Origin of the sequence: Frankia sp. ACN1ag (assembly GCF_001414035.1) — a bacterium.
GTDB classification, from domain to species: domain Bacteria; phylum Actinomycetota; class Actinomycetes; order Frankiales; family Frankiaceae; genus Frankia; species Frankia torreyi.
Window position 1 is genome coordinate 19,835 of record NZ_LJPA01000041.1, and the last position, 14,732, is coordinate 34,566.

The 14,732-nt window shown below is 72.6% G+C and carries 11 protein-coding genes and 1 pseudogene; 8 read left to right on the forward strand and 4 right to left on the reverse strand.

Annotated features, from left to right (window positions below):
• Positions 1-433: 433 nt before the first annotated feature.
• A complete protein-coding gene (locus UK82_RS26545; RefSeq protein ID WP_055410020.1) occupies positions 434-1,744 on the reverse strand; it encodes a hypothetical protein in 1,311 nt (436 codons plus the stop codon).
• 198 nt (positions 1,745-1,942) lie between these two features.
• Positions 1,943-2,242, reverse strand: coding sequence for a trypco2 family protein (locus tag UK82_RS26550; protein ID WP_044885372.1), 300 nt, complete (start codon positions 2,240-2,242; stop codon positions 1,943-1,945).
• Between the two features lie 167 nt (positions 2,243-2,409).
• On the opposite strand from UK82_RS26550, the gene UK82_RS26555 reads away from it, so the two are divergent.
• The 3 genes from UK82_RS26555 (at position 2,410) to UK82_RS26565 (ending at position 4,416) form a co-directional block, all read left to right on the forward strand.
• A complete protein-coding gene (locus UK82_RS26555; protein WP_044885371.1) occupies positions 2,410-2,847 on the forward strand; it encodes a hypothetical protein in 438 nt (145 codons plus the stop codon).
• Positions 2,848-2,856: 9 nt separating this feature from the next.
• Positions 2,857-3,333: a hypothetical protein gene (locus tag UK82_RS26560; RefSeq protein WP_055410022.1), complete on the forward strand. Its 477-nt coding sequence runs from the start codon at positions 2,857-2,859 to the stop codon at positions 3,331-3,333.
• A gap of 168 nt (positions 3,334-3,501) precedes the next feature.
• Positions 3,502-4,416, forward strand: coding sequence for a DUF2127 domain-containing protein (locus UK82_RS26565; RefSeq protein WP_236706475.1), 915 nt, complete (start codon positions 3,502-3,504; stop codon positions 4,414-4,416).
• Positions 4,417-4,513: 97 nt separating this feature from the next.
• Here the strand turns inward: UK82_RS26565 and UK82_RS26570 are convergent, their stop codons facing one another.
• On the reverse strand, positions 4,514-5,056 hold the full coding sequence (locus tag UK82_RS26570; protein WP_173667357.1) for a DUF2231 domain-containing protein: 543 nt from the start codon (positions 5,054-5,056) through the stop codon (positions 4,514-4,516).
• A 114-nt stretch (positions 5,057-5,170) separates the two neighbouring features.
• On the opposite strand from UK82_RS26570, the gene UK82_RS26575 reads away from it, so the two are divergent.
• The 5 genes and pseudogenes from UK82_RS26575 (at position 5,171) to aat (ending at position 13,335) form a co-directional block, all read left to right on the forward strand.
• On the forward strand, positions 5,171-5,614 hold the full coding sequence (locus tag UK82_RS26575; RefSeq protein ID WP_063897576.1) for a BlaI/MecI/CopY family transcriptional regulator: 444 nt from the start codon (positions 5,171-5,173) through the stop codon (positions 5,612-5,614).
• Positions 5,615-5,984: 370 nt separating this feature from the next.
• Positions 5,985-6,294: M48 family metalloprotease (locus UK82_RS43430; RefSeq protein WP_396230654.1), on the forward strand; the 310-nt coding region annotated here is incomplete at its 3' end.
• A 3,673-nt stretch (positions 6,295-9,967) separates the two neighbouring features.
• A partial coding sequence (locus UK82_RS40355) for a GGDEF domain-containing protein (RefSeq protein WP_236706476.1) occupies positions 9,968-11,470 on the forward strand: 1,503 nt, incomplete at its 3' end.
• Position 11,471: 1 nt separating this feature from the next.
• Positions 11,472-12,300 (forward strand): annotated as a pseudogene (locus UK82_RS40360) (EAL domain-containing protein); the annotation flags it as partial.
• Between the two features lie 198 nt (positions 12,301-12,498).
• Positions 12,499-13,335, forward strand: coding sequence for a leucyl/phenylalanyl-tRNA--protein transferase (gene aat, locus UK82_RS26600; RefSeq protein ID WP_055410031.1), 837 nt, complete (start codon positions 12,499-12,501; stop codon positions 13,333-13,335).
• A 29-nt stretch (positions 13,336-13,364) separates the two neighbouring features.
• Here aat and UK82_RS26605 read toward each other — a convergent pair whose 3' ends face one another.
• Positions 13,365-14,678 (reverse strand): pyridoxal phosphate-dependent aminotransferase family protein, encoded by a 1,314-nt coding sequence (locus tag UK82_RS26605; protein ID WP_044885365.1) that lies wholly within the window; start codon positions 14,676-14,678, stop codon positions 13,365-13,367.
• Positions 14,679-14,732: the final 54 nt, after the last annotated feature.

Below are 14,732 nucleotides of genomic sequence, written 5' to 3' on the forward strand. Positions count from 1 at the left end.
CGCCGTCGGCGGCCATCACGCGTTCCCCATCGTCAGCGNCCGCATGCCCGCCGGATGAGAACCGCTACTCGGGGTGATAAGTGCAGGTAGACGGGCCGACACGACCAGGTTGGACTTGGCCGACGCCTGCGTGGATGCTGTCCGACCCTCCCCGGGGGCACGCGCGGCCTTCTATGCTTGTCGCCCTTGGGGCGCCTTTGGCTTTGCCCGTGATGTTTGCCGGGGGGCCGAGCCCCCCCGAACCCCCCCACAATGCGGCCGTTTTTGCTCGTCGCCCTTCGGGCGACTTCGGGTGGGTCCGCGGTGATTGGCGGGGACGGTGAGGCCCGTCGAGTGTCTCTCATCACATGACAATCTGCGTGGTGTTCCATCTGGGCTGGGTTGATCTTGGTGGCGTGTGGGGACCTGGTGTCTGTTCGGTTATCGCCTGGGGTTAGAGGGCGGCTCGTTCGTTTTCGATGGTCTGTGCTTCGGCATGCGGATCGAGGTCGGGGTGTGCGGGTGCGGCCCGGTTCAGCACGGTCAACGCCTGGTAGGTCTGGCCTGCCGATGCGCCGGTCAGGGCCTGTTCGGCGAGGTCGGGGTTGCCGGTGGGGCCGGTGAGGTGGCGGGCGAGGAAGTGTTCGGCGAGCCGGTCCGGGCTGATCCCGGCCCAGAACTGTCCGGTCTGCCTGCTTGGACGTGGTGTGCCCGGCCGGCCCAGTCGACTGCGGGATCGAGGTCGCCGAGCCGGCGGGCGAACCTCCCGGCCGCGTCGGTGAACAGGGTGGTCCGGTCGGGGCCGGTGGCTTCCACCGGTGGCGCCGGTGGCTTCCACCGGTGGCAGGGAGATGGTCTGGCCGTTCTCGGCGAGGTCGTGCTGGCGGGTGAGGTCGTCCCACCAGTCCCCGCCGCCGCGGGCGACCAGCAGCAGCCGTACCGGGGTGCGGCTGGTGCGGGTACCCAGGGTCTTGAGGAGGGTGTTGGTGAGGCTGGCGTGGGTTTCGGCGTAGTCCACGACCAGCAGCACCGGCCGTGTTGACCCGGCGAGCCGTCCAGCAAGGTGTGCCCCCTCCGGGTCGACGAGACCCGCGAGCCAGCCCGCCTCGCGCAGACGGGCGGTCAGGGCGCGGGCGAAACGGGTCTTGCCCTGCCCACCCGGGCCGACGAGGAGCCGCACCGCGCTGTCCGCCTCGCCCGCGCACCAGTCGGTGAACTCGGCGAGCAGGGATTCCCGGCCGTGCAGGTCGACGATCTCCGCGTCCGCGCGGAGCAACTGCGCCGGCGTGCGGGGCACCGTGACCGTGGGTGGGGTGAGGAGGCCGGCGAGTTCGACGGACTCCCAGCCCACCGGCCCGCCGTCGTCCGCGATCAGATTCCGGAAGGTGGGATCGTCCAACAGCCGCCGCACCGGCACCGCGGTCAGCCGGCCCTCCCCGAACCCGGGGGTGTCGACCACGATCACGGCGGTGGCCAGCCACACCGGCCCGGGGCCGGTGGGGTCGGCGCAGGCGAACAGCACCGCCCCGGACATCCCCGACCAGGGCAACGGCTCCGCATCCCCGGCCGGGGCCAACGGCGGATGATCCTCGATGTTGATGTCGTGGCGGTCGGTGACCAGCCCGCCCAGGGGGTTCACCTGCCCGGCGAGGTGGTTGGTCTCCCGGGCTCCGTCGTCGCCGCGCAGCACCCGGGGGAAGCCGACCGCCTCACCGGCGATGCCACCGGCACGGCCGGTGAGCGCGCCCCAGCGCAGCCGGTCCACCCGCGGGGGTGCCCAGGCCGGATCGTCGATGCGGATCAGTGCCGCGTCGGGTCTGGTGCCGTCGGCTCCGTCCCAGCGGTCAGGCCAGACGACCCCACCCGCGTGCGCCCGTCGGCCCGCACCGTGCGGATCTCCACGACCTGCCCCGGTGGCACCGGACCCGCCGTGCCAGCGCCCGTTCCCATGCGGATGGTCGGGTTATTCGTCGTCGGCGATCAGCGGAGACCGGCCCGTCGCCGGATCCACCGGCTGCAGGCGGACGGTGAGCCGATGCGTGGAGGTCGAGGACTTCTCCCCGGATGCGCCGATCGACACCACCCCGATCCGCACACCCCCGTCCGCCTTGCCGCCGGTCCGGACCTCGATGCCCAGTTCCAGCTCCACCGGTTCCACCGAGAACCGGATGGGAGCATCCGCTCCCGCGACCATCGCCGCGATCAACTCCGCCCGCACCGCGCCGATCGCGTCCGCCAACCCCACCCACGGCCCGTCCACCATGATCCCCCGATCAGCAGCACCACCGGATAGTGCCCACGGTAACCGGAGATATCCGGTTTACCGGCGCATGCACACCTCGCCCCGACCCCACCGGACAGCTCCTGTGATCGCGGGTACCTACAGGCTATGGGGCGGTTGGGATAAGATACGCACAGGTCGAGCTGAGTGTGCTCCACGGCGACGCACTGGAATACCACTCCGATCTGCTTGCTCTGAAGCACGCACAGAAGTTGTACGGTGTCGACCTGGCCGTGGCCACGGCCGCGCGCATAGATTCCCTCGCCCTTCCACAGATCGGCGAGGAACTGGTGGTTCGACGCCCGATCGGGGTCGGCGCCAAGAACCTTCTGTTCGTCGGCGCCCAGTCCTCGCCGAGGCTTGGCTACGAAGAGATCCGCCGCTTCTCGCAGTCCGTACTCACTGCTGCGGCCAAGCTGACTCCTGCGGTGCGAGAGATCTGCCTGACTCTGCACGGTGTCGGCTTCGGCCTCGACGAGGTCGAAGCCTTCGAGTCCGAGGTCGCCGGAGTCATCGAGGCAATCGACACGGGGCGTCACCCGTCCGATCTCCGCGCGATCACCTTCATCGAGAGAGACGAGGGTTGAGCACGGAGAATGCGACGGTGCCTGAAGTCCCTCATCAGCGGCACCCTCCTCGAGGAGAGGTCGCAGACGCCGAGAAGAGTCGATCGCGTCGGCTACGACTCGGCGAAACGGTCGCACGCCTTCGTCGCCATGCCCTACACCGAGCCCTTCGGCGACATACTCAACTATGGAATCGCGCCTTCCATACGCTCGGTTGGCCTGCTCTGCGAGCGGATGGACGGACTTTCGTTCACCGGCGACGTCCTGGAGTACATGAAGGAGAAAATACGCACGGCCAGACTCGTGGTCGCAGACCTCAGTGACGCAAACCCGAACGTCTACCTAGAAGTCGGCTACGCCTGGGGGCGGGATGTTCCGTGCATACTGCTCTGCAATCGCAGTACCCCAATCGAGTTCGACGTCCAGGGTCATCGTTGCCTCTTCTACGGCTCGATCATGGAGCTGGAGAAGGAGTTGACCATCGAGCTGAGACGCCTCTTCGGGTGACGGACTCCGCCGCGAGTCACCGAAGCCGGGTCTGCGGCCGGATGTCGGAATTGTGTCAGTGCCGGGTCCACGGCGCGAGTCCGATGCGAGACTGCGGCGACGTGCTGACCGGCCCACGTCCGGCAGGCGCGGACAGGCGGGCGCCGGTTCGCGTGGGTGAACGCGGTGATGAAGGAGCGGGCAGGGATGCGGGTGGACTGGGAGCTGCGGGCCTGCGCGCGCAAGGGCCACGTCACCTTTCGGCCTGACGAACCCGAGCTGGCCGCGCGGCTGACCGCCCGGACCGCCGTCGGGGTGAGCTGGCGATGCCTGCGCTGCGGGGACTTCGTCGTCGGTGAGCCGGTGCTCGGCGGGCCGGCGCAGGACGCGCCGGTGCTGCTGCGCGGGCGGGCCCTGCGGGACGCCACGGTGCTGCGACTGCTGGCCGCGGAGCGCCTGGTGCGGGCGCTGCTGATGGTTCTCGTCGGCTACGCCATCCTGCGCTTTCGCCAGTCCGAGGAGGCCGTGCAGCGGCTGTTCGACCGGGCGGTGCCCGCGGCGCGGCCGCTCGCCGACGTCCTGCATCTCGACCTGAACCACTCCCCGACGATCGAGCACCTGCACCACCTGCTCTACACCCGGCCGAAGACGCTGCTGCTGGTGGCGGTGCTGCTGTTCGGCTACGCGGCGGTACAGATCGTCGAGGCGGTCGGGCTGTGGCTGCTCAAGCGCTGGGGCGAGTACTTCGCGGTCGTGGCGACCTCGGCGTTCCTGCCGCTGGAGATCTACGAGCTCACCGAGCGCATCACGGTGCTGCGGATCGGCGCCCTCGTCCTCAACCTCGGTGCGGTGGCCTATCTGGTCGCCAGCAAGCGGCTGTTCGGGGTCCGCGGCGGGGTGAAGGCCTTCGAGGCGGAGCGGCACGCCGAGTCCCTGCTCGAGGTCGAACAGGCCGCCCGCGCCGAAGCCCACCCGGCCCCCGGCCGCGACAGCACCCACCCCGACGGCACCCACCACGACAGCACCCGCCGCGACAGCACCGACCACGCCGGTACCGACCACGACAGCATCAACCACGCCGGCAGGGAGATCCGGCGAGGGTAGCGCTGCTGACCTACTCGACGCGGCCCCGCGGCGGGGTCGTGCGCNCCCTGGCGGGCACCGAGGCACCCGCCGGCCTCGGCGCCTCCGCCCAGGACGTTCAGCCGTGTTCGCCCGGTCCAGGGTTCGGATTGAAGCTGTCGTGCCAGACGGCCTTCGCCCCGCTGTCACCGATCCGGTAGATCTGCACCACCGAGCCGACGGCGACCACCACGCTCAGAACCGCGAGCGCGATCACCACCACCAGCCCGCTGGGGCGCGCGGCGGCGTGCGTCCCGCCGCCGCCGGACCCGCCGTCGGTGGACCCACCGACCTCGGCCCGCCGGCCCCACCACCAGACCGCCGCCGCCAGGACGAACAGCCCGATCGCCCAGGGCAGCAGTCCGTCGCCGAGCTCGGTGTGCCGGCGGACCAACGGGTCCGATGGGACCCGCGCCTCGAGCCATTCCCCGGCGTGGGTCGTCAGCGGCACGCTCACCAACGCGACCAGGGCGACCGACGGCGTGAGCACGCCGAGCCGGCGCCGGGCGGCGGGCCAGACGGCCGACAGCACGACCAGCAGCGCGGCGAGCGGCACGAGCACGACGACGACGTGTACGAGCAGCGCATGCGCTGGCAGGCCATTGATCTGCGTTGGTCCCACCGTGACTCCCATCCGGGGCGGCGCCGCGCGGGGGCGACGCATCATCATCTATCTCTGTAGTACTACAGGGATAGTAATACTACCGGTGTCGTAAGACGCGGTTAGACTTCAGCCATGCGTGGCAAGGGGCCTGGGCGGCGGGTGGCCGGGGAGCTGGAGTCCGCCGTCCTCGCCGTGCTGTGGGAGGCCGACGGGCCACTCACCCCGAGCCAGACCCAGGAGGCCCTGATCCGGGACGGTCACGAGCTCGCCTACACGAGCATCGCGACGACGCTCGCCCGGCTGCACGGCAAGGGCATGCTGGAACGGACAGTCGCCGGCCGTGGTCACGCCTACACCCCCACGGCGGCCGCGGCCCGGCAGCTCGCTGACCGCATGCGCGGGCTGCTCGGGGACGGCCGGGGCCGGGCCGAGGTCCTCAGCCACTTCGTCGCCGGGCTCACGGCCGACGACGAGGCCACCCTCCTCGCGTTGCTTGCCGCCGCCGAGGACGACGAGCCTTCGACGGGCGGCGGCTCGGTACCCGTCGCGGGCGAGCTACCGGGCTCACGGCCATGAGCCCGGCCTCCTGCGGGTCGGCGCGTGCCAGCCGGCCGTCCGCGCGACAGGACGGGCCGCTGGGCGACCGGTGGTACCGGTGAGGTACATGGTCTGGGTTCCCCTGGTCGTCAACATCGTGGTCGCGATGTGCGCACCGGCGCTCGCCCGCCGGCTGCCCTACCGGGTGAAGCCGGCGGCGCTGACCGCCGGTGCGGTGATCGCGGCGGCCGGCTGGGTGTGGTCCCTGACGTTGCTGGCGGTGAGCTTCGTCGATCGGATGCCGGCGCTCGCGCATCGGCTCGGTGCGACCGTCGGCGCACCGCCAGCCGAGCTCCCGCCGTCCTCGGCGGGCGCGGCGGCCGTTCTGGCCGTCGGAGCCACTGCCGGCATGTTGCTGGCCGCGGCCACGCGCATCGGCCGGGATCTGATCAGGGCGGAGCGGCTGGTCCGCCGGCTACCGCCCGGGCGGGTCCACGTCGTCCCGCTAGGCCAGCCCGACGCCTGCGCGATCGGTGGCGTCACCGGGGGGCGGGTCGTCATCACCGCAGGCATGATCGACTGCCTGGACAGCGCCGAGCAGGACGCCGTCCTGGCCCACGAGCATGCCCATCTCGCCGGGGGACATCACTGGCTACGGATGATCGTCGCCTGTTGCGCGGCGGTGGATCCGCTGCTCAGACGCCTGCCCGGTCTCGTCGNGAATGCCTGCGAGCGGTGGGCCGACGAGCACGCGGCCCGCGCGACGGGGCAGCGTCGCGTCCTCGCCCGGGCGCTCGGGAAGGTCTCGCTGGCGACGCTGCGCGAGGCCCAGCGCCACGGACCGGGCGCCGCGGGAGAACCCCGGTCGACGCCCACCACCTGCGGCTTCGACCACAGCGGCGTCGCCGAACGGATGACGGCGCTGCTCGACGGATCATCCGGCGCCACCCGGGTGCCCGCGACGGTCCTGCTGGCGACCAGCGCGCTCGCGGCCATCATGATCGGCTCGGCGGTACACGCCGGCACGGACTACCTCGCGTTGCTCCGCTAGCCGCCGTAAGCCGGTCGCCGGGCATCAGCGCGGGCCGTGGCGGGCGGCACGGGTCGGTTGGCCGCCCCCGGTTCCGGGCGCGGCCGACCACCACCGCCACCGCCACCGCCACCGCCGGGCACCGTCTCCCGCAGCGTCCGGTAGACCTCGCCGAACTCACGGACCGCCCGCACGGAGCGGTACCCGCCGAGCCGGCGGGCCAGCATGCGCAACCGCTCGGCGGTGCGCGCGGAGTTCACCCGGGCGTCGAGCCGGGCGGCGCGCAGGGCCCGCTCGCAGGCCCGCTCGACGTCGCCCTGTTGCAGGTGGACCTCGGCGAACCACGTCTCGTACAGCGAGATCTCGCGGGCGCGCAACGGGTCGTAGCCGGTCAGGCCGTGCCGCAGCCGATCCTCGGCCCGATCGGGGCGGCGCAGCTCGGTCCAGCACCTGCCGGCCATCACGTCGATCTCGCGGGCGTCCAGCCAGTAGACCCATTCGGGGTCCGCGGCCGGATCGGTGCGGTCGTAGAGCCGCTCCACGACGGCGAGCGTCTGCTCGCAGGCCCGCCGTTCCCCGGCCCGGGCGTGCGCCCAGGCAAGCCTGTCGGCGAGCAACGCCCGGGTGGTCGCCGATGCCGAGCGCCCGACCCCGGCACAGGCGGTCTGCGCGAGCAGCACCCCCTGCCGGGGATCGGCGTGGTTGACCGTCTGGTAGGCCTGGGTGGAGATCAGGTTCGCGGCCAGCGCGGTGTCCCCGCCGGCGTGCGCGGCCCGGATCCCGCCGGTGAGGAAGCGCCCCGCCGCCCCGTGCCGCCCGGCGTCGGCGGCGATCCACCCGGCGAGCTGGCAGAGCTGGGCCACCGACGACAGCAGCCGGCGACCGACCGCAGCGTCGTAGATCGCCTCGCGCAGCATCGTCACGGTGCCGAGGAGTTCCCGTTCGACCAGACCGACGAGGTCGCGCCCACCGACGTAATCGTCCAGCCGGCGGAACTGCCCGACCCGTCCCTCCACCTTCTCCGCCAGGGCCGCGCCGACATGCCGCCCGGCGGCGAGCTCCACGACCTGGGGCGGTTCCAGCAGCAGCCACTCGTGGGCGAGGCGAACGGAGTCCCACTCGTCGGCCTGCGCCGGCTGGGTCGCTGCGGCGGCGGCGGGCGCGGGGACCGGGCGTGCTCGCGCCGGCCCGGCGCTGCGGGCCGCCGGCACCACGATCGGCGCGCCGGGCACCGTGACCCGACCTCCCGCCGCCGGCGACGGTGTGCCCGCCGCGGCGCCCGAGGCCGCGGGCCACGGTCGCGCGGACCCCGCACCCTGCACTGCGGCGGCCAGGTAGGCGGCCAGCAGCTCACTGCTGCGCCGCGTCCACGCCCCGGGGAGACCCGCCGACCCTGACGGCCCGCCGCCAGTCGATCCCGGCGGTACCGAACCAGCCGATGCCGCCCGGCCTGATCCGGGACCTGGACCGGGACCTGACCCAGGACCTGACCCGGGCCGAGCCGACCCGGGCGGCTGCGAGCGGCGGCCCGCCAGGCCCACGAGCCCCGACCAGGCCGCGTCCATCTCCGCGTCCATCTCCGCGTCCGCGGCCACCGCCCGCGGCCCGGACCCGCCGGTGTGCCCACCGGCGACGGACTCCCCCGGCAGCGGTAGCCGGAACCCCAGCTCGGGCTCCGTGACGCCGAACAACTGGCAGTAGGAGCGCCGATAGGCGACCCCGGGAAAAACCTTGCCGAGTTCGTGGCGGCGAATCATTTCCGCGGTCGCCGCCGGCGGGGNGAATCCGCTTTTTTCCGGCAGCCCGCGCAGCCGCCCGGCGAGACCGTCCTGGGTCAGGCCGTGCGCCTCACGAAAGCGTCGGAGAATGTTCGGCATCCATCCCGGATGCCTATCGACCGACACATCGACTCCGTTCTCTCGCCACCGCCGCACCCCGAGATCAGGATAGTCAGTGGGATGAGACGAACGGGCAGAATTACCGGAACAGGAACCGGTGCATCCTCGATGTCCCTTTCCTGTCCGGTCGTGGGCCTGTCCGGTCGTGGGCCTGTCCGGTCGTGGGCCTGTCCGGTCGATTGCCTCCCCGATGCTCTGGTCAGGCCGCCCGGGGTGCGGTGAACTCGTGGTCACGCGGCCGCGGCCGGATGGACGGGAGGTCCCCGGCCGTGGGGCCGCACTCCGGGTGCCGGTCGGCAACGAGTTGCCCCCTCGAAGACCGGCACCCAGGCCGGTTCCGGGTGGGCGTCCACGGGCCACGCCGGCCCACCCGGAGCCGGCCGCTCGCCGCCGGCACCCGTCCCGCACACCGCCGGTGACCGCCTGCACGCCGAGTTCGGCCGGCCGGCCCAGGTCGTCGAGAATCCTTTCGACCCGCTCCCCGTTCGGTCCGACGTCGAAGGAACAGGTCGTGGTCTTCCGGATTTCGCGGTAATCCCGACCCTCGGCCTCGCAGTGCGTCCGCAGGATGTCGAGCTTTCGCGGCAGCTCCGGGCCGGGAAAGAGATTGCCAGCCTGGGCGTAACGGGCCACCAGCCGCAGCGTCTTCCGTTCGCCGCCGCCGCCGATCAGGATGGGCGGATGCGGCCGGGTCAGCACCTGCGGCGAGTTGAGCGGCCGGGCCAGCCGATAGTACCGACCGATGGTGCCGGCCGGAATAGGGGCTTTCGTCGTCGCTCCACCTCCGCAGGCAGATCTCGAGGGTCTCCGCGAGGCGTTCGAAGCGTTCGGCCAGTGGCGGGAACGGCGGGCCGCGGGCCGCGGCCCGCTGTCTCCGCCTCGGACCAGGCCGCCCCGATGCCGAGCCAGGCCCGACCGCCGGAGAGGGCGTCGAGCGTGTTGACGATCTTGACGAGGACCCCGGCCCTGTGGCGAGGTGAAGTCGTCGGTGACGATAGACCTCCCATCCGTACACGGAGAGTCGCTCGTAGAACGGTATCCCCGCCGTACACGCCCACCAGACCCAACATCACAACAGGCATCTCGCGACGGACTTCCACCCGTAATGCCAGGAAACCCGGATGTACGACAATCCAGGCATGTTCCGTCCGGTAGCCGCCAGGACGGCCGTCTGGTGCCCGGGTGGCGGGGCCTCCGGGGTGTCCGTACCCTTTTGCGCGAAGGTGGTGGCATCCCTCCGCCCACCCCACAGATGGTCACATACCGTGACCATCGATCGGAGTCCGGGGCGCAGCCCGGGGCGGCGGGGGCGGCCACGCGGCCCGGTCCGCGCCCGGCGGTCGGCTCGCCGGACGGCTCGCCGCGGCGGACGGTCGACCGGCTCACGCACGCCGACCGCGCCGGGCCGCAACCGGGGGCCCGGCTCGCGGGCCCGCACGCAGCATCCGGCGGGGGGATGACCGGTTGACCACATCGCCACCTCCCCCACGCAGGTTCCGCCTGATCCGGTTCGCCCAGCTACTGCTCATCCTCGCCACGCTCGCCCTGTCCGTCGCCTCGTTCGTGGACATGCCACGCTTCGGCCACGAGGCCCGGTCGCTGAGCTATGGCGTCGCCATCGGCTCCGGCCTGATCTGCGTGTCCCGGGCCGTCCTCGTCCGCGGCGAGCGCACCCCCTGGGCACTGCTCGGCGCCGGGCTCATCAGCTACGGCTGCGGGACGATCTACCACAACGTCGCCGTGGACGGGCGGGGCGACGACATCCAGCCCTCGCTGGCGGATCTCGCCTGGCTGCTGTTCTACCCGGCCTGCTACGTCGCCGTGATCCTGCTGCTGCGCCGGCGGCTGGTCCGGCTGCACCGCAGTGTCTGGCTGGACGCGTTCGTCGGGCTGCTCGGCGTGGCCGCGCTGACCAGCGGCATCGGGGTGGCGATGGCGCGGGCCAACCCCGAGCACAGCGCGTGGACGATGACCGTCAACGTCATCTACCCGCTGGCGGACCTGCTGCTGATCCTGCTCGTCGTCACCGTGTTCGGGCTGCTGGGCTGGCGCCCGGGGCGGGTGTGGTGGCTGCTGGGCGCCGGCCTGGTGAGCTTCGCCCTGGCCGACTCGCTGCTGCTCGTGATCGTCACCGCCGGGCACACGCCGTCGAACGGGGTGCTGTCCAGCCTGTGGCTGCTTTCGGTGCTCATGCCGGCGCTGGCGTCCTGGCTGCGCCCGCGCTGGCAGCCGCCGGCGAAGATGTCCGGGTGGGGCGTGATCGCCGTGCCGCTGGTCCTCGCGACGGTCGCGCTGGGCCTGCTGGTGCTCGGCGCCGCGATCGACCTGCCGGCGGTCACCGTGGCGCTCGCGGCGGCGACGGTGCTGTCCGCCCTGGCCCGCGCGGCCTTCACCTTCATCGAGGTCCAGCAGCTCGCGGAAAGCAGGGTGCTGGCCCGCACCGACGACCTCACCGGCCTGGCCAACCGCCGTGGCTTCATCGAGCGGCTGACCCGGGCCGAGCAACGCACCACCGGACCGGACACCTTCGCCCTGCTGCTGCTCGACCTCGACCGGTTCAAGGAGATCAACGACTCGCTCGGCCACCAGGTCGGGGACGCGCTGCTGACCCAGGTCGGCACCCGCATCTCCGACGCCCTGCGCCCGGGTGACCTGCACGCCCGCCTCGGCGGTGACGAGTTCGCGGTGCTGCTCGAACACGCCGACGCCGACGCCGCCCGCCGGGTCGCCGACCGGGTGCTGACCGTGCTCGCCGATCCCTTCGACGTCGGGGGCGTGACGCTGCACGTGGGCGCGAGCATCGGGGCGGCCGTCTACCCGGACCATGCGCAGGACGCGCACACCCTGCTGCAGCGCGCCGACGTGGCGATGTACGCGGCGAAGTCGGGCCGCACCGGCGTGGAGTCCTACCGGCCGGGCGCCGACGTGAACAGCCTCGTCCGACTGGACATGATCGAGTCGCTGCGGNCCGCCCTCGGCACCGGCCAGTTGGAGGTGCACTACCAGGTCAAGGTCGATCTCGGCTCCGGGCGGACGGAGTCCGTCGAGGCCCTCGTCCGCTGGCGGCACCCGACCAGGGGCCTGCTCGGCCCGGAGGAGTTCGTCCCGCTGGCCGAGCAGGCCGGGTTCATGCGGATGCTCACGATCGAGGTGCTGCACACCGCCCTCGACCAGTGCCGGCGCTGGCACGCCGCCGGCCTCGAGGTCGCCGTGGCCGTCAACCTGTCCGCCTCCGACCTGCTCGACCGGGGCTTCCCCGCGCAGGTCAGCGGGATGCTCGCCGGCTTCGGCCTGAGCCCCGCAGTGCTGGAGCTGGAGATCACCGAGACGACGCTCATGCTCGACCGGGTGCGGTCGGCCACCGTGCTCGGGGAGCTGCGGGCGCTGGGCATCGGCATCGCCGTCGACGACTACGGCACCGGCTACTCGTCGCTGGCGCGGCTGCTCGAACTGCCCGTGAACGTACTCAAGCTCGACAAGTCGTTCATCCAGCGGGTGGCGGACGACAGCCGGGCCGAGGCGATCGTGCGATCCACCGTGGGCCTGGCGCACGCCCTCGACCTGCGGATCGTCGTCGAGGGGGTGGAGACCGCGGCGGCGGTGCGGATGCTGCGCGAGGTCGGTTGCGACCTCGCGCAGGGCTACTTCCTCGGCGAACCCGGCCCGTCCGAGCTGGTTACCGAACAACTCCGGCGACAGGCGGCGCTGGCTGGCACGATCGACCTGGAGACGGCGACGCGGGAGATGGCGACGCGGGAGACGACGGCGCAGGAGACGACGGCGCAGGAGACGACGACNCAGGAGACGACGACGCAGGAGACGACGACGCGGGAGGCGGTCGGGCTTGCGACGCCCCGCGAGGCGGGCGCCCGGGAGGCGGCTCGCGACCCCGTGGCCGACCGCGGGGCTCGCCGCACCGGCGGCCGCGCCCCGACGAGGGAGGGTGGCGTGCGCAACACTCCGGTGGCCCCCGGATCGACGCCGGCGGGCAGCCCGTGGCGGTGACCGCGGCGCCCCGCGCGGTGGGTCCCACCGTGTGGGACGGCTTCTCGCTCCTGCGCAGCCCCGGCCGGGCACCGGTCGCGGTCGGGGGCACGCTGGACCCGGCGACACTGGTCGGCGCCTACCGGGCGGGGGCGTTCCCGTGGCCCACCGGGGACGAACCGGAGGGCGCCGAGGCCGACGAGCCGGCGCCGGCCGGCGCGGGTGGTCTGCGTGACCTGTTGCGGGCCGCCGTCGCGGCCCGCCGGGTGCGGCATCTGTCCCCCGACCGTCCCGGCGGTTACGACCTGCCCTGGTGGAGCCCCGACCCGCGGGCGGTGATCCCCACCGGCGGGGTGCGGGTGAACCGCTCGCTGCGCAAGCGGCTGCGCAACTGCGGGTGGACGACGACCGTCGACGAGGCCTTCGTCGAGGTGGTCCGGGGCTGCCAGCGCGACGGCACGTCGGGCTGGATCACCGATGAGCTGATCGACGGCTACGCCCGGCTGCACGCCCTGGGATGGGCTCACAGCCTGGAGGTCTGGGACGGCGACGACCTCGTCGGCGGCGTCTACGGGGTCGGGATCGGCGGCGTGTTCGCCGGCGAGTCGATGTTCCACGCCCGCACCGACGCCTCGAAGGTCGCCCTCGCCGACTTCGACGCGCGTTTCGCCGCCGCCGGAGGCGTGCTGATGGACGTCCAGATGACGACGGACCACCTCGTCGACCTCGGCGCGCTGGAGATCCCTCGGGCCGACTACCTCGCGGTGCTGGCGCGGGTGCGCGACGCCGACATCCGGCTCGACCGCGACCGGCGGCCGGTCGCCCGCCTCGCGCCGCCCGCGGGCTGACCGGCCGCCAGTCGTCGGGTACCGGCGGCTCAGCCGGGATCGGGCGGGCCGCTCGCCGCCACCAGCGGGAAGCGGTCACCGGCCTCGCCGAGGACGGCGAGCAGGTGGTCGATCTCGTCGTCGGTGTTCGCGGCAGTGATCTGGATCCGCACCCCGACCTGGTCGCGGGGGACGACGGGGAAGGGCACCACCGACGCGAAGACCCCCCGCTCGTACAGGAAGCGGCCCAGCGGGTCGGCGTTGTCCGCATCCAGCAGCGGGATCTCGACGATCGGGAATCCGCTGGTGTTGAGCGTGCCCAGGCCCAGCCCGCGCAGCCCGTCGAGGAACCGGCTGGTCAGCCGGTGCAACCGGGCCCGCAGCGCCTCCCCGCGCCGCTCGTTGACCCGCAGGCCGACCAGGCCCGTCGCCAGCGACGCGACCGGCGACGGGCCGGAGAAGATGTACGGCCCGGCCGCGGACTTCAGGTACTCCTTCACCTCCGTCGGGCAGGCGACGAACGCGAGCAGCGACGAGTACGCCTTGGAGAACCCGCCGACGAGCACCAGGTTGTCGTAGCCGGCGCCGAGATGGCGCACGATGCCGTTGCCGCGGCTGCCGTACGGGCTCGACTCGTCGGGGCCGCGCTCCCCGACAACGCCGAAACCGTGCGCGTCGTCGACGTAGAGCAGCGCGTCGTGGGCACGCGCGAGCGGGAGGAGCTCGTCAAGCGGCGGCCCGTTGCCCGTCATGCTGTGCACCCCGTCGACGCAGATCACCCGGGGATGGGGGGCCGCGCGCAACAGCCGGTCCAGCCGGTCGAGCCGGTCCTCCCGGAACCGCGCGACGGTCCCGCCGCGGCTGGCGACCATCGCGGCCCCGTCGTGGGCGGTCTGGTGGGCGTGGAGCTCGACGAACAGCGCGCCCCGGCCGACCAGCGCCGGCAGCACCGAATGTTGGATATGGGTGATGGTCGGCAGCAGCAGCGCGTCCTCGGCGCCGAGCAGCTCCGCGAGCATGCGCTCGATGTCGTCGTAGGGGCGCGGGCTGGCAATCAACCGTGACCAGCTCGGATGCGTACCCCACAGGTCCAGGTACGCCGGAACCGCCTCGATGATCTCCCGATCGAGATCTAGCCCCAGATAGTTACAGGAGGCGAAATCGGTGAGCCAGTGGTCACCGATCCGTATCCGGCGGCCGTCGATCTCGTCGACCGTCGCGTCGTAAAAGGGAGCCTGCCGGCGCATGCGGTCGAGTTCCGTGCGGATACCCAGCGGCCGGTCGAGGACGTGCCGCCAGGCCGGCGAGAATGCACTCGGCGCAGGTGGCAGGGGTCGGCCCAGGGTTTCAAAGGTCTGGGACATCCGGCCCGCTACCTGGCCGGTCGAGGGCTCGGGGGGATCACGCGACCTGGCCTG

What these genes read in the sequence shown, in the direction of transcription:
- UK82_RS26550 (WP_044885372.1), bottom strand. Translation starts at nt 2,242, where the DNA reads ATGGTGGACGGGCCGTGGGTGGGGTTGGCGGACGCGATCGGCGCGGTG.
- UK82_RS26560 (WP_055410022.1), top strand. Translation starts at nt 2,857, where the DNA reads ATGCGACGGTGCCTGAAGTCCCTCATCAGCGGCACCCTCCTCGAGGAG.
- UK82_RS26565 (WP_236706475.1), top strand. Translation starts at nt 3,502, where the DNA reads ATGAAGGAGCGGGCAGGGATGCGGGTGGACTGGGAGCTGCGGGCCTGC.
- UK82_RS26575 (WP_063897576.1), top strand. Translation starts at nt 5,171, where the DNA reads ATGCGTGGCAAGGGGCCTGGGCGGCGGGTGGCCGGGGAGCTGGAGTCC.
- UK82_RS26605 (WP_044885365.1), bottom strand. Translation starts at nt 14,678, where the DNA reads ATGTCCCAGACCTTTGAAACCCTGGGCCGACCCCTGCCACCTGCGCCG.